The 17384-nt window shown below is 71.9% G+C and carries 17 protein-coding genes; 9 read left to right on the plus strand and 8 right to left on the minus strand.

Annotated features, from left to right (window positions below):
- Positions 1–171: 171 nt before the first annotated feature.
- Together ACLQ21_RS10295 and ACLQ21_RS10300 are read left to right on the plus strand one after the other, a co-directional pair.
- Entirely contained in the window at positions 172–1518 is a 1347-nt protein-coding gene (locus ACLQ21_RS10295; RefSeq protein WP_425663382.1) for a uracil-xanthine permease family protein, read from the plus strand.
- 141 nt (positions 1519–1659) lie between these two features.
- Entirely contained in the window at positions 1660–2934 is a 1275-nt protein-coding gene (locus tag ACLQ21_RS10300; protein WP_425663383.1) for an MFS transporter, read from the plus strand.
- A 54-nt stretch (positions 2935–2988) separates the two neighbouring features.
- Here the strand turns inward: ACLQ21_RS10300 and solA are convergent, their stop codons facing one another.
- The gene (solA, locus tag ACLQ21_RS10305) at positions 2989–4173 is read right to left on the minus strand and encodes an N-methyl-L-tryptophan oxidase (protein ID WP_425663385.1); all 1185 of its coding nucleotides are present in this window, start codon (positions 4171–4173) and stop codon (positions 2989–2991) included.
- A 169-nt stretch (positions 4174–4342) separates the two neighbouring features.
- Between solA and ACLQ21_RS10310 the strand changes: the two genes are divergently transcribed.
- The 6 genes from ACLQ21_RS10310 (at position 4343) to ACLQ21_RS10335 (ending at position 9598) form a co-directional block, all read left to right on the plus strand.
- Complete coding sequence (locus ACLQ21_RS10310; protein WP_425663434.1) at positions 4343–5521, plus strand: LLM class flavin-dependent oxidoreductase; 1179 nt, start codon at positions 4343–4345, stop codon at positions 5519–5521.
- Positions 5518–6135 carry a CE1759 family FMN reductase gene (locus ACLQ21_RS10315; RefSeq protein ID WP_425663387.1) on the plus strand — a complete coding sequence of 206 codons (618 nt, stop codon included), beginning with the start codon at positions 5518–5520 and terminating at the stop codon, positions 6133–6135. The genes ACLQ21_RS10310 and ACLQ21_RS10315 overlap by 4 nt, the downstream gene beginning before the upstream one ends.
- Positions 6132–6617, plus strand: coding sequence for a MarR family winged helix-turn-helix transcriptional regulator (locus ACLQ21_RS10320; RefSeq protein WP_425663389.1), 486 nt, complete (start codon positions 6132–6134; stop codon positions 6615–6617). Before ACLQ21_RS10315 ends, ACLQ21_RS10320 begins: the two co-directional genes overlap by 4 nt.
- A 108-nt stretch (positions 6618–6725) precedes the next feature.
- Positions 6726–7844 carry a phosphotransferase family protein gene (locus ACLQ21_RS10325; protein WP_425663391.1) on the plus strand — a complete coding sequence of 373 codons (1119 nt, stop codon included), beginning with the start codon at positions 6726–6728 and terminating at the stop codon, positions 7842–7844.
- Positions 7845–7916: 72 nt separating this feature from the next.
- Positions 7917–8336 carry a MarR family winged helix-turn-helix transcriptional regulator gene (locus ACLQ21_RS10330; protein WP_425663393.1) on the plus strand — a complete coding sequence of 140 codons (420 nt, stop codon included), beginning with the start codon at positions 7917–7919 and terminating at the stop codon, positions 8334–8336.
- On the plus strand, positions 8333–9598 hold the full coding sequence (locus ACLQ21_RS10335; protein ID WP_425663395.1) for an MFS transporter: 1266 nt from the start codon (positions 8333–8335) through the stop codon (positions 9596–9598). Before ACLQ21_RS10330 ends, ACLQ21_RS10335 begins: the two co-directional genes overlap by 4 nt.
- Positions 9599–9633: 35 nt before the next feature.
- Here ACLQ21_RS10335 and ACLQ21_RS10340 read toward each other — a convergent pair whose 3' ends face one another.
- Complete coding sequence (locus ACLQ21_RS10340; RefSeq protein WP_425663397.1) at positions 9634–10701, minus strand: IS110 family transposase; 1068 nt, start codon at positions 10699–10701, stop codon at positions 9634–9636.
- Between the two features lie 558 nt (positions 10702–11259).
- Between ACLQ21_RS10340 and ACLQ21_RS10345 the strand changes: the two genes are divergently transcribed.
- Complete coding sequence (locus ACLQ21_RS10345) at positions 11260–11736, plus strand: DUF427 domain-containing protein (protein WP_425663399.1); 477 nt, start codon at positions 11260–11262, stop codon at positions 11734–11736.
- A 20-nt stretch (positions 11737–11756) separates the two neighbouring features.
- On the opposite strand, the gene ACLQ21_RS10350 is transcribed toward ACLQ21_RS10345, so the two are convergent.
- The 6 genes from ACLQ21_RS10350 to ACLQ21_RS10375 all read right to left on the minus strand — a co-directional run bounded on the left by ACLQ21_RS10350 (position 11757) and on the right by ACLQ21_RS10375 (position 17287).
- Entirely contained in the window at positions 11757–12551 is a 795-nt protein-coding gene (locus ACLQ21_RS10350; RefSeq protein ID WP_425663401.1) for a sulfite exporter TauE/SafE family protein, read from the minus strand.
- Positions 12548–13693 carry a low temperature requirement protein A gene (locus tag ACLQ21_RS10355; protein ID WP_425663435.1) on the minus strand — a complete coding sequence of 382 codons (1146 nt, stop codon included), beginning with the start codon at positions 13691–13693 and terminating at the stop codon, positions 12548–12550. Before ACLQ21_RS10355 ends, ACLQ21_RS10350 begins: the two co-directional genes overlap by 4 nt.
- Before the next feature lie 142 nt (positions 13694–13835).
- Positions 13836–14594 (minus strand): hypothetical protein, encoded by a 759-nt coding sequence (locus ACLQ21_RS10360; protein ID WP_425663403.1) that lies wholly within the window; start codon positions 14592–14594, stop codon positions 13836–13838.
- 56 nt (positions 14595–14650) lie between these two features.
- Positions 14651–15130, minus strand: a complete 480-nt coding sequence (locus tag ACLQ21_RS10365; RefSeq protein ID WP_425663404.1) for a glutathione peroxidase — start codon at positions 15128–15130, stop codon at positions 14651–14653.
- A gap of 54 nt (positions 15131–15184) precedes the next feature.
- On the minus strand, positions 15185–15964 hold the full coding sequence (locus ACLQ21_RS10370; RefSeq protein ID WP_425663406.1) for a hypothetical protein: 780 nt from the start codon (positions 15962–15964) through the stop codon (positions 15185–15187).
- Positions 15965–16015: 51 nt separating this feature from the next.
- Positions 16016–17287: an MFS transporter gene (locus tag ACLQ21_RS10375; protein ID WP_425663407.1), complete on the minus strand. Its 1272-nt coding sequence runs from the start codon at positions 17285–17287 to the stop codon at positions 16016–16018.
- Positions 17288–17384 lie beyond the last annotated feature (97 nt).

Below are 17384 nucleotides of genomic sequence, written 5' to 3' on the forward strand. Positions count from 1 at the left end.
CAGTGGCGTACTGAGCAGTGGAGCCGCGGGCCGTGGCGTCGCGTCACGCATCCGCGACACCGGATGCGTGGCGCGGGCAGGGCGACGAGTAGCATCCCGAAGGCGGCCGGCCCGCTGCCATCCGAGCCCTCGCAGCAGTCGAGCGCTCGGCCCAGCAGACCGAGGAGCCGCATGTTCACCTGGAGCCGCCGCGACGACAGCCGCCTGCACGCATCCGAGCTCGTGCTCCCCGAGGAGCGACTCTCGTGGGGCCGCACGATCGGGCTCGGCATGCAGCACGTCGTGGCCATGTTCGGCGCGACCTTCCTCGTGCCGATCATCACGGGCTTCCCGCCGTCGACGACGCTGCTGTTCTCGGGCGTCGGCACGATCCTGTTCCTGATCATCACGCAGAACCGGCTGCCCAGCTATCTCGGCTCGTCGTTCGCGTTCCTCGCGCCGATCGGCGCCGCGACCGCGATCGGCGGCCAGGGCTTCGCGCTCGCCGGCATCGTGCTCGTCGGGGCGCTGCTCGCGCTCGTCGGGCTCGTCGTCCACTTCGCAGGCACCCGCTGGATCGGCGCCGTCATGCCGCCGGTCGTCTCCGGCACGATCGTCGCGCTGATCGGCTTCAACCTCGCGCCCGCGGCCCGAGACAACTTCGCCAAGGATCCGCTGCTGTCCGTCATCACGCTCGGCGCGATCATCCTCACCGCGGTCCTCTTCCGCGGCCTCATCGGGCGGCTGGCCATCCTGGTCGGGGTCGTGGTCGGCTACGCCGTCGCCGCGGCGACCGGAGGGGTCGACTGGTCGAAGGTCGAGGCGGCCGCGTGGGTGGGGCTGCCGCAGTTCCAGATGCCGAGCCTCGATCCCGCCATGGTCCCCGCGCTGCTGCTGTTCGTGCCCGTGGTGCTGCCGCTCATCGCCGAGAACCTCGGCCACGTGAAGGGCGTCGGCCAGCTGCTCGACCGCGACCTCGACCCGCTCGCCGGGCGCGCGCTCATGGCCGACGGCGGCGCGACCGTGCTCGCCGGCCTGTTCGGCGGCTCGGCGACGACCACCTACGGCGAGAACATCGGCGTGATGAGCGCCACGCGCGTGTTCTCGACCGCCGCCTACTGGGTCGCGGCGATCACCGCGATCCTGCTCGGACTCTCCCCCAAGGTCGGCGAGATCATCTTCGCGGTGCCCGCCGGCGTGCTCGGCGGCGTCACCACCGCGCTCTACGGCCTCATCGGCATCATCGGCGTGCGCATCTGGATCGAGAACCGCGTCGACTTCTCGGTGCCGCGCAACCAGTTCGCCGCCGGCGTCGGCCTCATCGTCGCGATCGCCAACTACACGATCACCGCGGGCGAGCTCGTGTTCGAGGGCATCGTGCTCGGCACGGTCGCCACGCTCGTGATCTACCACCTGATGGATGCGCTCGAGCGGCTCCGCGGTCCCCGTGCGGATGCGCGTGACGACCATGCGCCGCCCGCCGTCGCGCCCGCAGCGCCCGCAGCGCCCGCGGCACCGGTCGAGCGGCCCCGCGACTAGCGAACAGCGCGCCCGGGACCCGCTCCACCAACGGGGACCCGGTGCACCGGGTCCCCATTGGTGGAAGGGGTCCCGTGAGCGCCGAAGGGTGATGACGATGGCCACTCGCCAGCGCCCCTCCGCTCTGCCATCCTGAGCGCCATGAGCCCCCTGCCCACGCCGCGCCGCGTGCAGGGCACCTACTACGTGCTGACCCTCGGGAACACGCTCGCGGCGTCGTTCATCTGGGGCATCAACACGCTCTTCCTGCTCGACGCCGGGCTGTCGAACCTCGAGGCCTTCGCCGCCAACGCGTTCTACACGGTGGGCGTGCTGGTGTTCGAGATCCCCACCGGCGTCGTCGCCGACACGCTCGGGCGCCGCGCCTCGTACCTGCTCGGCACGCTCACGCTCGCCGTCACGACGGTGCTCTACTGGCTGCTCTGGGTGTGGGAGTCGCCGTTCTGGGCGTGGGCGCTCGTGTCGGTGCTGCTCGGGCTCGGCTTCACCTTCTTCACCGGCGCGGTCGACGCGTGGCTCGTCGACGCGCTGCAGGCGACGGGCTACCAGGGCACCCTCGAGACCGTGTTCGGCCGCTCCCTCATCGTGAGCGGCGCGGCGATGCTCTCCGGGTCCGTGCTCGGCGGCGTGGTCGCCCAGGTGACCGATCTCGGTGTGCCGTTCCTGATCCGCGCCGGCGTGCTGCTCGCGATGATCATCGTCGCGGGCCTGCTCATGCGCGACGTCGGCTTCACGCCCGACCGCTCCGAGGGCCCCATCCGCGCGACGCGCACGGTGCTGCGCGCGTCCTGGCGGCACGGGCTCGGCAACGCGCCGGTGCGCTGGCTGCTGCTCGCCAGCCCGTTCACGGCGGGCGTCGGGTTCTACGTCTTCTACGCGCTGCAGCCGCACCTGCTGCTGCTGTGGGGCGACCCGGAGGCGTACTCGATCGCGGGCCTCGCGGCAGCGCTGCTCTCGGGCGCGTCGATGCTGGGCGGGGCGATCGCGCCGCTCGTGCGCAAGCTGTTCCGGCGCCGCACGTCGACGATCCTGCTCGCCACGCTCACGAGCGTCGTCGTGCTGCTGGGGCTCGGGATCGTGCAGGAGTTCTGGGTCGCCGTCGCGCTCGTGGCGCTGTGGGGCGTCACGTCGGCCATCGACGACCCGGTGCATCGCGCCTACCTCAACGACCTCATCCCCTCGAAGCAGCGGGCGACGGTGCTCTCGTTCGACTCGCTGCTGGGCTCGGCGGGCAGCACCGCGTTCCAGCCGGTGCTCGGCCGCAGCGCCGACCTCGGCGGCTACGGCTTCTCGCTGCTGCTGAGCGGCGCGATCTCGGCGGTCGCGGTGCCGTTCGTGCTGCTCAGCCGGGCGCAACGCGCGCCCGCCGACGCGCAGGGCGACGCCGACGCAACCGTCACCGCCGAGCAGCCTTGATGGTCTCAACCGGATAGCTGGTACCGCGAGGGGATAGTGCCCTCGCGGTACCAGCTAGCCGGTTGAGACCTTCGGGAAGCGGCGGGGGTCGAGGAAGGCGGCGTCGGTGAAGGGGGCCTCGTCGGTCGCGAACTGGGCGGCGAGCTCGCCGAGCGCCGAGGCGTGCTTGAACGAGTGGCCCGAGCAGCCGCCGGCGACGACGACGCGACCCGATGCATCCGTCGGGCCGACCACGAACTGGCCGTCGGGCGTGTGGGCCATGATGCAGGTCGTCAGGTCGGCGGGCTCCGGCTCGAGGTCCGGGAAGGCTGCGGCCACGAGGTCGCGGATGTGGTCGGTCTCGCCCGCATGGATCTCGCGATCGATCGCATCCGGATCGTCGTCGTCGAAGGGCCCGTCGAACTCGGGGCCGACCTTCGCCAGGTCGCCGGGCAGTGCGCCGTGCCCCCAGATCCACTCCGCCGTGCCGGGCACGCTGCGGATGAACACCGGGATGCGCTCGATCGACGCGTCCGCGCCCTCGCGCGCACCGAACCAGCTCATCACCACGCGATGCGGCCGCACCGGCAGGCCGGTGAGCTGCGAGAGCCATGGCCCGGCGGCGATCACCACGCGCCGGGCGCGCACGTCACCGCGCTCGAGCCGCACGGTCACCGCGGCGTGGCCGATGTCGCCCACGTCGTCGACCTCGATCCCGAGCACCCGCTCCCCGGTGCGGATGCGCGCCCCCGCGGCCCGCGCCGCGTCGACGGCCGCGACGATCGCCGCCTCGGGGCGCAGCACCCCGGCCTCGGGATCCCACAGCCCCACGTCGCCCGGGTCGAGCCGAGCAAGGGCGGGCAGCCGCTCGGCGATCGCCGCGGCGTCGAGCCGCTCGACCGGCAGGTCGTGCTCGTGCGCGGCGGCGAGCGTGCCCTCGATGATGCGCGAGCCCGGCTGGCCGATCATGATGCCGCCCGTCTCGAGCAGCAGCTGCTCCCCGCTCAGCGACTCGAGCTCCCGCCACAGGTCACGGGCGCGGCGGGCGATCGGCGTCAGCCCCGGATGCTCGAGGCACGCGACGCGGAACAGCCGCGAGCGGCCGTGCGAGCCGCCCCACGGATGCCCCGGCTCGTGCTGGTCGATGCCGACCACGTCGAGGCCGCGCGCGGCGAGCCGCCATGCGGCGCTCGAGCCGATCGCGCCGAGCCCGACCACGACGACATCCGCGACCCGCTCGCCCACCGCATCCCCTTGCATCCCCCGACCCTATTTCTCAACGTCGCCGGTGGTCGCTCAGCCCGGAAATGACGCCCGAACTACCACCCGCGACGTTGAGAATCCGGGAATAGGGTGTCGACACACACGGTTGCACATGTCGTTCAAGTTTGAAAGAATAGCCGGAGACGGAAGGAACACCATGAGCAGCATGCAGTTCGGCATCTTCTCGGTGAGCGACATCACCCAGGACCCCACGACCGGCCGCACGCCCACCGAGCACGAGCGGATCAAGGGCTGGATCGCGATGGCGCAGAAGGCCGAGGAGGTCGGCCTCGACGTCTTCGCCGCCGGCGAGCACCACAACCCGCCGTTCTTCTCCTCCTCCCCCACGACGATCCTCGGCCACATCGCCGCGAAGACCGAGCGGCTCATCCTCTCGACCGCGACGACCCTCATCACCACGAACGACCCGGTGAAGATCGCCGAGGACTTCGCGATGCTGCAGCACCTCGCCGACGGCCGCGTCGACCTCACGCTCGGGCGCGGCAACACCGGCCCGGTCTACCCCTGGTTCGGCAAGGACATCCGCGACGGCATCGAGCTCGCGATCGAGAACTACGCGCTGCTGCGCAAGCTGTGGACCGAGCCGGTCGTGAACTGGCAGGGCAAGCACCGCACGCCGCTCACCGGCTACACGTCGACGCCCGCGCCGCTCGACGGCGTCGCGCCGTTCGTCTGGCACGGCTCGATCCGCTCGCCGCAGATCGCCGAGCAGGCCGCGTACTACGGCGACGGCTTCTTCCACAACAACATCTTCTGGAACAAGGAGCACACCGAGCGCATGATCCGGCTGTACCGCTCGCGCTTCGCGCACTACGGCCACGGCGAGCCCGAGCAGGCGATCGTGGGCCTCGGCGGCCAGGTGTTCATGAAGTCGACCGAGCGCGAGGCGAAGGAGCGCTTCCGCCCCTTCTTCGACGTCGCCCCCGTCTATGGCCACGGCCCGAGCCTCGAGGAGTTCACCGAGGCGACGCCGCTCACCGTCGGCACGCCCGAGCAGGTGATCGAGCGCACGCTCTCGTTCCGCGACTACGCCGGCGACTACCAGCGTCAGATGTTCCTCGTCGACCACGCGGGCCTGCCGCTCGAGGAGGTGCTCGAGCAGATCGAGATCCTCGGCACCGAAGTCGTGCCGGTACTGCGCCGGGAGTTCGACTCGGTGCGCCAGGCCGGCGTGCCGGATGCGCCCACGCACGCCGCGCGCGTCGCCGCGGCTCGCGAGGCGGGCACGCAGCTGGGCGAGCAGGGAAACGCCTGGCAGGAGCAGGGGTCGCGCGACGACCTCGACACCGGTGCCGCGATCGCGCGTCAGGCGGGCGAGCGATGACCGCCCCCCGCATCGCCGTCGTCTCGGCCGGCCTCGGCGAGCCGTCGAGCACGAAGCTGCTGGCCGACCGGCTGCGCGACGCGACGCTCGCGGCGCTCGCCGGCCACGGCCAGCACACCGAGGCGGTCGACGTCGTGCTCCGCCCGCTCGCGCAGGACATCGCGTCGCACATGCTCACGCACAACCCGTCCGACGCGCTCGCCGCGGCCATCCGCGAGGTCGTCGACGCCGAGGCGATCATCGCCGTCACGCCGACGTTCAACATGTCGTACTCGGGGCTGTTCAAGTCGTTCTTCGACGTCATCGAGGAGGGCCAGCTCGCCTCGATCCCGACGGCACTCGGCGCGACCGGCGGCTCCGCGCGGCACTCGATGGTGATGGACACCGCGATGCGTCCGATGTTCACGTACCTCAAGGCGCAAGTGGTGCCGACGGGCGTCTTCGCCGCGAGCGAGGACTGGGGCACGGGCGCGGGTCTCGACCGCCGCATCCAGCGCGCGGGCAAGGAGCTCGCCGACCTCATGGTCGCGCTGCCCCGACGCCGCGAGGCCGATCCCTTCGACGAGTCGAGCGACGCCTTCCTGTCGTTCGAGCAGATGCTGGGGCACGCATGACCCCCGACCGGCTCGCACCGCGCGCGTGGCGCGCCTACTTCGAGGGCTCGCGGCTGCTCGAGAACGACCTCGAGCGGCGCCTCAAGGCGTCGAGCGGCATCGACCTCGGCGACTTCAACGTGCTGCTCGTGCTCTCGGAGGCCGAAGGCACACGGATGCGCATGGGCGACCTCGCGCGCATGCTCGCGTTCGCGCCCGGCCGGCTCACCTACCGCATCGCCGCGCTCGAGAAGGAGGGGCTCGTCGTGCGCGAGCCCAGCGCCGTCGACCGTCGCGGCACGGATGCGGTGCTGACGGATGCCGGACGCCGGCGCTTGCGCAAGGCACGTCCGCAGCACGCCCGGCACGTCGAGGAGCTGTTCCTCGGCGGGCTCGACACCGAGGCGCTCGAGGTGCTCGACCGCGTCTTCACGCCGCTGCGGTCGCGGCTGCTCGACCGCTGCGCCGCGGAGCCGCCCGCTGAGGCGCCGCCCGTCGCCTAGCACCGGCCGCTCCACCACGGCCTCCGCGCTCGGCTCCGCCGGCGCACTTTTGCACCGGCGGCATTCCGCCCTGGCGTGTCCCCCAGCCGGTGCTGGGACGATGGACGGATGCTGGAGCAGCGGCTGCTGGAGAAGGCGATCGGCGTCGCCGGTCGCCTGATCGCCGTCGAGCCCTTCGGCGAGGGCAGCATCGCCCGCTTCACCGTCGACGCCGGCGAGCACGCCGGCGACTGGTTCGTCGACAGCTCCCGTCAGCCCGTCGCGGTCGAGACGGGCTTCGTCATCCGCTCGCGCGACGGCGCTCCGGTCGCGCGCATCTGGAAGCATCCGCTCGACCCCCGGCTGCCGGCGCTCCGCACCGCGCTCGATCCCGATCGCCTCGCGCGCATCTCGCGCGCCGCGGGCAGCGAGGGCGACATCAACGCCCGCGTGCTCGCCTACCGGCCCGGCCGTCGCGCCGTCGTGCGGCTCACGCAGCACGGCGTGCACCTGTTCGTGAAGGTCGTGCGCCCCGGCGAGGCCGAGGACCTCGCCGGGATCCACCGCGCGTGCCGCGAGGCGGGCGTGCCCGCGCCGGAGGTCGTGCACTGGACGCCCGCCGGGGTGGTCGTGGTGCGCGACGCCACCGGCACGCCGGGACCCGTCGCGGCGAGCCGCCTCTCGGCGGACGAGCTGCTCGACGCGGTCGACGACCTGCGCGAGCACCTGCTGAGCGTGCGCACCCGGCGCATCGCGCGCGCATCCGTCGGCTCGCGCGTCGACTGGCACCTCCGCCGGTTCGCGGCTGATCTGCCCGACCGCGCCGCCGACGTGCGCGCCCTGCTGCCGGCGCTCGTGCCGCAGCTGCGGCGCGTCGGGCCGCCGCGCGTGGTGCACGGCGACCTGCACATCGGCCAGCTCTTCTTCGACGGCGGTCGCGTCTCGAGCGTCATCGACGTCGACACGGCCGGTCTCGGCGACCCCGCGGACGACACGGCCGCGTTCGTCGGCCATGCGACCGCGAGCGCCGTGCGCAACGAGGTGGCGGGCCGCGACGCCGACGCCGCGCTGCTGCAGGGCATCGCCGATGCGGCCGCCGACCGCTGGCTGCACGACCCGCACGCCGCGGCGCTGACCGCGCTGCACCTGCTCGGCCACGGCATCCGTGCGGTCGACCGCAGCCCCGCCGCGGCGCACCTGCTGCTCGACCGTGCCCGCACCCTCGCGGGCGTGCGCGTCGCCGGCTGACCGGGTGCCCCCGCCGGCTCAGCAGCAGCTCACGACCTGGCCCCGCGTCAGATCGTGAGGTAGACTAACGACATGCCTGCCATCGCCCTCGCCGACTCCCTCCGAGTGGCGCTCGTGCGCATGGGACGCCGCATGCGCCGCGAGCGCGCCGACGAGAACCTCTCCCTTCACCACCTCTCCGCGCTCGGTGCGATGCAGCAGCTCGAGGAGCCGACGCTCGCCCGCATCGCCGCCGCCGAGTGCGTCAAGCCGCCCAGCATGGTGAAGACGCTGCAGCACCTCGAGTCGTTCGGCTACGTCGAGCGCAGCGCCCACCCGAGCGACGGGCGGATGGTGATCTTCCGCATCAGCGCGAAGGGCGAGGAGATGATCAACGAGACGCGCGAGCGCCGCAACCGCGCGCTCGCCGACGCGATCGAGCAGCTCGACGCCGAGGACCGCGCCACGCTCGAGCGCGCCGTGCCGATCATCGAACGGCTGGCCGAGCAATGATGTTCCGGTCGCTGCGCCTGTTCAACTACCGCACGTGGTTCACCGGCGCCCTCATCTCGAACGTCGGCGCGTGGATGCAGTCCACCGCCCTCTCGTGGACGGTCCTGACCGTGCTCACGAACAACGACGCAACCGCCGTGGGCATCAACATGGCCTTGCAGTTCGGGCCGCAGCTGCTGCTCGTGCCGGTCTCGGGGCTCATCGCCGACAAGTACGACCGGCGCAAGGTGCTGCTCGTCACGCAATCCGCCATGGGGGTGCTCGCGCTCATCCTCGGCGTCGTGGTCACCGCCGGGATCGTGGAGCTGTGGCACGTGCAGCTGTTCGCGCTCGCGTTCGGCATCGTGCAGGCGTTCGACATGCCCGCCCGGCAGGCGTTCGTCTCGGAGCTCGTCGGCCAGGACGACATCGCGAACGCGGTCGCCCTCAACTCCGCCTCGTTCCACGGCGCGCGCCTCATCGGCCCGGCGGTCGCGGGTGTGCTGATCGCGCTCGTCGCCCCCGGTCCCGTCTTCCTCATCAACGCGCTGACCTTCATCGCCATGCTCGTCGCGCTGCTGCGCATCCGCACCCGCGAGCTGCAGCCGAGCCCGCGCGGCGCGAAGGGCTTCGGTGACATCGTGCAGGGCTTCCGCTACGTGCGGAAGCGCGGAGACCTGCTCATCGTCTTCGTGATGGCGTTCATCCTCGGCACGTTCGGGCTGAACTTCCCCATCTACATCTCGACGATGACGAGCGTCGAGTACCAGTCCGACGCCAGCACCTTCGGCATCCTCTCGAGCGCGATGGCGATCGGATCGGTGACGGGCGCGCTGCTCGCGGCACGCTCCCAGCGGCCGCGGTGGACGTACATCATCGGCGGCATCGGCTCGTTCGTGCTCGCGTGCGTGTTCGCGGCGCTCTCGCCCCACATCATCCTCTTCGGCGTCGCGCTCGCGGTCGCGGGCTTCACCGCGCAGCTGTTCATGACGAACGCCAACTCGATGGTGCAGCTCACGAGCGCCCCCGAGGTGCGCGGGCGCGTCATGGCGCTCTACGGCGCCGTGTTCATGGGCGGCACGCCGATCGGCGCCCCGATCGTCGGCTGGGTGGCGGATGCGTTCGGCCCCCGGTCCGGGATCCTGGTCGCGGCAGCCACGTGCCTCATCGCCTTCGCGCTCGGAGCCATCTGGTGGGCGCGGGCCCGCCGCAGCGAGCGCATGACGCGCACCGGCACGCTGACGCTGCCGCCGGCGACGGAGTCGGTCGACGTCGTGAAGTAGGGCGTCCAGCCCCATCCCCCCACCGCTGGATAGTTCTATGTCCTGAGGTTGGCAAGGTCGGTCTTCAGGCAGCGATAGATCTCTCGGACGATGGCGCGCTTGAGGACGCGGATGACGTCGCGTTTGGAGAGGCCCTCGGCGAGTCGTCGGTCGCGGTAGTCGCGGGTGCGCTGGTCGTGGGCGAGGCGGGCGAGGGCGATGGTGTGGATGGCTCGGTTCGCCTGCCGATTGCCGCCGCGATGGAGCCGGTGCCGGTTGGTCCTGCCGCTGGAGACCGGGATCGGGGCGGTGCCGGTCAGCCGTGCGAGCGCGGCCTCCGAGCGGATGCGGTCGATGTTCTGACCGACCGCGACTAGCAGCGTCGCGGCGGTGATCGGGCCGACGCCGACCGCGGCTAGCAGCGTCGGGGCGGTCGCGGCGACGAGCACGGTCAGGTCGCGCTCGGCGTCGTCGATCTCCTCCGTGAGGTGCCGGATGCGGGTCGCGAGCCGCCGCAGCGCCAGCTTCGCCGCCTGCTCGGGTGCCGCCAGCCGTGCCGTGTCGGGGCGCAGCCGGGCGGCGGCGGCGACGAGCGCGCTCGTCGTCGCGGTTGGGAGGCTCTCGCGCAGGCTCGCGGGAGCGGTGGTGCGGACGGCCTGGAGTTCGTTGAGCGCCTGGGTGCGGGCCTTGACGGCGCTCTCGCGGGCGGAGTGGAGCAGCCGCATCGCCTCGATCGCGCCGGTGGTGTCCTTCGGGATCGCGGTCGCGGTGCCGGCGAGGATCTTGCCGCCGGCGGCGATCGCGTCGGTGCGGTCGTCCTTGCCCCGACGTGCCCTGGTCGCCCGATCAGCGGTGTTCACCTCCAGCACGGTAACGCCCGCGGCCAGCAGATGGCGGGTGAGGCCGGCGCCGTAGGAGCCGGTCAGCTCCACCCCCATCCGGTCGATCACGCCGTGCGCGGCGACCCAGTCGAGCAGCCGCCGGTAACCCGCGGCGGTCGCCGGGAACGCGGCGTCCGCGACGACCTGGCCGGTGAGCGTGACGACCGCGGCGTGATGCGTGTCGAGGTGGGTGTCGACGCCGGCGACGATGACCTGCGCGACCGGTGGTGCGGTGATTACCATGATGCTCTGTCTCCCTCCGAGGCGATGCTTCGGCGTGGATGACTCATCCGGGCGGGGCCGACACCACATTGACGAGCGAGCGATCGCGAAGTTCTATCAAGTCAGGCCCCGTCCGGCCCCACGCCCGGACGCGACGGCCGCGACGATCGTCGACAGATCCAGCGCAAGGCATCCGTTCCGGAGCCGGTTGAGCCGCAAGCCAGACGACCACGAGACCGCCACGCTCATTCTCGATCCCGACCACGCGACCGCCACGTCCCGATCTCAATGTTGAGCCGGTCCGCCGCCAGGCCGCAGCTTCTTCCCGCTGGTTGAGCCGGTCCGGGCGCGCCAGCGCCCAGACCGTGTCGAAACCAACCCCAAGCCAGCAAGAGCTCGGTTTCGACACGCTCAGCGCGCTGCGCGCGCGGAGCGGCTCAACCACCGGAAGCGAGCGCTGCGCGCGCGGAGCGGCTCAACCACCGGAACGGAGCGCTGTGCGCCGAGCGGCTCAAGGACGGGGTCGAGCGGAGAGGCGCGGCAGGGCCCACCCAAAGCCACGCCGCCTAGCGTGAGCGCATGACGACGCATCCGGTCGAGAACGTCTGGGACTACCCGCGCCCGCCCCGCATCGAGCCGAGCGACGAGCTCGTGCGCATCGAGCTCGGCGGCGAGGTGATCGCCGAGACGCGCGCGTCGCTGCGCGTGCTCGAGACGAGCCATCCGCCCACCTACTACTTGCCGCGCGAGGCGTTCCGGGAGGGCGCGCTCACGAGCGCGCCGGGCGCGAGCGTCTGCGAGTGGAAGGGCCGCGCCGGCTACCTCACCGTGAGCGGTGGCAACCGCGCCGAGAGCGGCGCCGCCTGGCACTACCCGACGCCGCGACCGGGCTTCGAACCGCTCACCGGCCACGTCGCCGTCTACCCCGGACGCATGGACCGGGTCGAGGTCGACGGCGAGACGGTCGAGCCGCAGCCCGGCGGCTTCTACGGCGGCTGGATCACCTCGCGCGTGACCGGCCCCTTCAAGGGCGCGCCCGGCACGAGGGGCTGGTAGCCCGAGCGGTCAGCGCCCGCTCACTCCTTGTGCCCCATCTTCACGGCCTCGACGACGAGCCGCACGATGAGCACGACGAGGAACGCGCCGAAGAGGATGGATGCGGTGCGCGGGTCGAGCGCGATCGCGGCGGCCGCGCCGAGGGCCGTCGTGACGCACGCCGACAGGCCCACGATGAGCGCCGACGGCAGGTCGACGTTGTGCCTGCGCAAGTTGCCGATCGTGCCCGAGATCGCGGTCGGGATCATCATCGCGAGCGACGTGCCCTTCGCGACGACGTCGCTCTGCCCGAACAGCAGCACGAGCATCGGCACGATGACGATGCCGCCGCCGACCCCGAGGATGCCCGAGAGCACGCCGGTGACGAAGCCGAGCACGACGAGCGCGATCGTCGACCACACCTCGGGCTCGAGCTCGGCGTCGCGTGACGGCACGACGAGGAAGAGGCTCACCGCGACCGCAGCGAGGAACACGATGAAGGCCCAGCGGATCGCGAGCACCGGCAGCTTGTGCAGCAGGTGCGCACCGACCTGCGCGCCGATCACCGAGCCGATCACGAGGATGAGCGCGACGAGCCAGTCGACGTGCCCGGCGGCCGCGTAGCTGCCGACGCCCACGAGCGCCGAGGGCACGATCGCGGCGAGCGAGATGCCGGCGGCACGGCGGCGGGGGAAGCGCGTCGCGAGCACGAGCAGCGGCACCATGACGATGCCGCCGCCGATGCCGAACATGCCCGAGAGGAAGCCCGCGAGCAGACCGATGCCGACGAGGGCGAGGATCGGGCGGCGGGTGTCGGTCTCTTCGCTCTCGGTCACCCCTCCATCCTGCCGTGCTCGTGCGCCTCCTCCGGCGCACGCACGACCAGCACGACCACCACGAGCGACAGGATGATCGCCGACACTGCGACCGGGAACGGCAGCACCGGGTCGAGCAGCACGAGCAGAGCGCCGAGCGGCACCACGGCGTTCACGACCGGGTCCTGCTGGTGGCGCAGCGCGATCCACCAGATGCCCATGACGAACACCGCGATCGGCACGGTGACGGTGAAGGATGCGATGAGCGGGTCGAGCGCCGACGTCTCGGTGAGCACGTCGATCTCCACCTCCATGCCGGCCGAGAGCGCGCCCGCTGCGGCGAACACGAAGTAGTGCGCGTAGCCGTGCCGGAGCGAGCTCGCGTAGTCGGTGATGAGCCGGTGGTGGGGCGACCAGAAGTAGATCCACCAGAGTGCGCACGTCACGACGAGCGCGAGCGTCGCGATCCACAGCAGCGGGCCGAGTTCGTCGACCTCCTCGAGCGAGACGATGACGGCGTTCGCCGAGGCGAGCAGGCTCTCGCCGAGCAGGATGAGCGTGAACAGCCCGAAGCGCTCCGTCAGGTGGTGCGGATGCCACGGGGTCTCGCCCTGTCGCTCGGCGATGAGTGGCACCGCGAGCTCGGCGAGGATGAGCAGGACGATCGCGACGTACGACGCCGGGGCCGGCAGCAGCAGCGACAGCAGCCAGAGCGCCTGCAGCGTCGAGATGCCGATCGCGTACAGCTGGGTCGCGCGACGGCTCTCCTCAGCCCCACGCGAGGCCCGCAGCCACTGCGTGACCATCGCCACCCGCATCACGACGTAGCTGAAGATGAGCAGCGAGAAGTCCCGCTCCTCGAACGCCGGGCCGATGCCCGCGGCGAGCACGAGCACGCCGCCCATCTGCACGAAGGTCAGCAGCCGGTAGAGCCAGTCGTCGGTGCCGAACGAGGTGGCGAACCACGTGAAGTTCATCCACGCCCACCAGATGCCGAAGAAGATGACGGCGTAGACGAGCAGGCCCTCGAGCACGTGGCCCTCGCTGAAGGCGTGGTGCAGGTTGACCGCCGCGATGCTCACGGCGACGACGAACACGAGGTCGAAGAACAGCTCGAGCGGCGTCGCCGACCTGCCAGGCTCCTCCGGATCGCGTGGGCGCATCCGGAGCAGACGGAAGCGACCGGCCTCGGCTGCGGGGACGACTTCTGGATCGTCGGCGCTGTCACGCGATCCCGCGTGGCTCGACATGCTCATGTCGGTGAAGCCTACGGGCGCGGATGCCCGCCACGCGTCGCGCGGTGCGTCACGCCTCCTCGGCCGGCTCGGTCGCCGGCCGCATCGCGTGCGCCATCCACCACCAGCAGAAGATGCTCACCGCGACCTGCACGACGAGCGAGGCGAGCGTCGCGATGACGATGAACGGCCATGCGAGCGCGAGCAGCCGGTCGGGGTCCGCCAGGTCGGCGAGCACCCCGGGGTCGATCTGGGGCACCTCCATGGGCCGGAAGCCGTCGAACTCGACGTTCGGCAGCGCGCCCGCCAACGGGCTGACGGCCGAGGATCCCAGCCCGTTGAGGATGCTCGCCGCCACGATCGAGATGCCGAACGCCGCCCACGTGACGGCGACCGGTCGCTCGATCCCCCGACGCCGCAGCATCCGTGTGCTCAACCACAGGCCGAGCAGCGAGACGACGATGCCGACCGGGATGCCGATCATGAGCGCGATGGCGACGGGCGAGCCCAGCCACGGCAGCAGCTCGGGCAGGATGCTTGCGCTGCCTCCCGGGGCGCCGCCGCCCCACGCGAGCACCACGCCCAGCAGCACCGCGGCGAGGCCGAGCGGCAGCAGCACGAGCAGCACGCAGATCTGCACGATCGCCAGGCCCAGCCATGCGATGCCGCCGCCCACGCCGCCCGCGAGGCGCGCGCGGCGCGCGGCGTCGCGAGTGAGCGGCGGCTTGACGGGCGGCCGCGGCATCCCCGCCGGCACGGCCGGATTCACCGCGCTCGACTGCGGCTGCTGAGGCGGCACCGCGAAGGCGCCGGGGTTGGGCACCGTCATGCGCACAGGCTAGGCCAGGTGCGCGCGACCGGCCAGAGCCGACCCTACGAGCGGGGTCAGGTGGCGAGCGCCCGCTCGACGTCGTCGCGCAGCTGGTCGGGCGTGGTGGTGGGCGCGAAGCGCTCGATCACCCGACCGTCGCGGCCGACCAGGAACTTCGTGAAGTTCCACTTGATCGCGCCTCCGAGCATCCCCTTCTTCTCCTCCTTGAGCCACTGGAACACCGGGTGCGCATCCGACCCGTTCACGGCGACCTTCGCCATCATCGGGAAGGTCACCCCGTAGTTCTGCTGGCAGACCTCCGCGATCTCGTCGGCGGAGTCGTGCTCCTGGTTGAAGGAGTCCGAGGGGAAGCCCAGCACGACGAGCCCGCCGTCCTGGAACTCGCGGTACAGCTGCTCGAGGCCCTCGAACTGCGGTGTGAGCCCGCACTGGCTCGCGGTGTTGACCACGAGCACGACCTTGCCCGCGTAGTCGGCGAGGTCGACCGGCTGCCCGGTGAGTGCTTCGGCCTGGAAGTCGCTGAGCGTCGTCATGGTGCCAGCCTGCCAGGCGCGGCTATGCGCCAGCCGACCGCCGCGTCGGTCGGTTCACGACGGGTGCGACTCGCTCGGGCGCTCCAGACCCGCGAACCGCGCGATGCCTTCGCGATAGGCCTGCTCGTCACTCGAGGCGATCACGGTCCCGCCGACCCACAGCGAGAGCTGCTGGTCGGGCCGCTCGGTGTCGGGTGGAGCACCGGCCCCGCGACGGATGTCGTGCAAGCCGACCGAGACCCACATGGTGCCGTGACGGGCGTTGCCCATCCACCACCACATCTCATCGGGCTCGAGCGAGCCGTGCATCTGGGCGACGTCGGCGTCACGCTCAGCGGGCGTCTCGTGCGGGTACGGTTCGCGGTCGAAGTCCCACGCGATCGGTCCGTAGCCGTGCTCGGTCAGCTCCGCCTCGATCACGGCGATCATCGCCTGCCAGTCCTCGGGTGCCTCGTCCACCCAGATGCCCGCCGAGTTGTAGGTCTGGTGCAGCGTCGCGCCGCCGTAGCCGTTGCCATCGTGCGGGTGCACGCCGCCCTCGGTGCCGTGCTGCCATGCCAGCGCGGGCATCTCGCGATCGATCGCCGCCTGCAGATCCGCGAGCAGTGCGCGACCCATGGCGTCGACATGCTCGGCGCGCGGCGCTGCGAGCACGTCCGCCGGCTCGGTGAAGGCGTCGGCCGGGTAGTCGGCCCAGCTGAGCGTGGTCTCGTGACCCGACGCATCCGTCACGGTCGAGGTCGGCGAGGGCGTCTGCAGCAGCGCGCAGCCGAAGAGGAGCGCCCCGACGAGGCACAGCGTGGCGGCCGGGAGAGTCCAGTGGATGCGTCGCACGGCCCGAGCCTGGCAGGCGGCGGTGCCGCACGGCCGGGCCGAGCGGCGGAATCATCCTTGCGACGGAGACTCGTCGGCGCTGTCGAGGCGGCGGCCGACGAAGACCGCCGCCGCGGCGAGCAGCACGCCGCCGGCGGTCACGGCGATGAGCCAGCGGTAGTCGATGACGCCGAGCAGCGCGCTGCCGAGCGCGAGCATGAGCATCTGCGGCACGTTGATCGAGACGTTGAGCGCCGCCGACGTGCGGCCCTGCAGCCGCGCCGGCGTGAGCCGCATCCGCAGGGTGACGACGCCGACGATCACCCATGGCACGCCGAAGCCGATGAGCGCCTGCAGCGCGCCGACGCCCGCCCACCGCATCCACGCATCCGGCAGCGGCCACTGCACGACGAGGTAGGCGACGAGCGTGCCGAGGCCGACGAGCGCGAGGCCCCACGCGACCAGCCGCCGCTCGCCGATGCGCCGCAGCATCCACGCGGAGCACAGGCCGCCGGCGAGCGCCCCGACGCCCTGGATGGCCTGCGCGGGGCCGAGCGCCGCGGGGCCCTCCTGCAGGCCGTGCTCGACGAGCGGGAAGATCGTCGCGTTCAGCAGACCGGTGAGGCCGAAGCCGACCGCGGTCGCGATGGTGAGCAGTCGCAGCAGCGGGTCGGCGAGCAGCGCACGGAATCCGGCGGAGAGCTCGTGCCAGTAGGTCTCACCGTCGAGCCGCGGCTCGGGCGCCGACTCCTCGATGCGCACCGTGGCGAGCATGACCGCCATCACCAGGAAGCCTGCGGCGGCGAGCGCGATCACGGCCCACGGACCCGCTGCCACGTAGAGGGCGGCGCCGACCGCGGGACTGATGATGCGCATCCCGTTGTCGATCGACGTGAAGATGCCGTTCGCGCCGGCGAGCTCGTCGTCGGGCAGCAGGTCACGCAGCAGTCCCGACTGGGCCGCGGCGGTGAGGTAGGCGGCGAGCCCGTAGCCGAACGTGGCCGCGTAGATGAGCCAGACCTGCGCCGGCCCCTGCACGAGCAGCAGCGTGAGCACGACGGCGGCCGTGCTCAGGTTGGTGCCGATCAGCAGCGGACGGCGGTGCACGCGGTCGGCGAGCTGGCCGGCGAACGGCGCGAGCAGCGCGGGCAGGCCGATGAAGAGGAAGACGAGTGCGCCGGCGGCGTCGGAGCCGGTGAGCTCCTTCACCCAGATGGCGAGCACGAGGTAGAGGGCGCTGTCGCCGAGGTTGGTGGCCACCCAGCCGACCATGAGGCGGCGGTAGGCGGGCCGCCGCATGGGCGAGGGCGGCTTGATGGCGGGAGCGGATGCGGTGGTGGTCATGGCGGGTTCCTCAATGCCGTCGGCATCGCTGTGGGTCGAGGCGCTGACGCCGCACCGTCTTCCCGTCGGTCGAGTGGCTGCGCGCAGCACCGCGTGT

It is taken from the genome of Agrococcus sp. DT81.2 (genome assembly GCF_049844935.1).
In the GTDB taxonomy this organism is placed as follows: domain Bacteria; phylum Actinomycetota; class Actinomycetes; order Actinomycetales; family Microbacteriaceae; genus Agrococcus.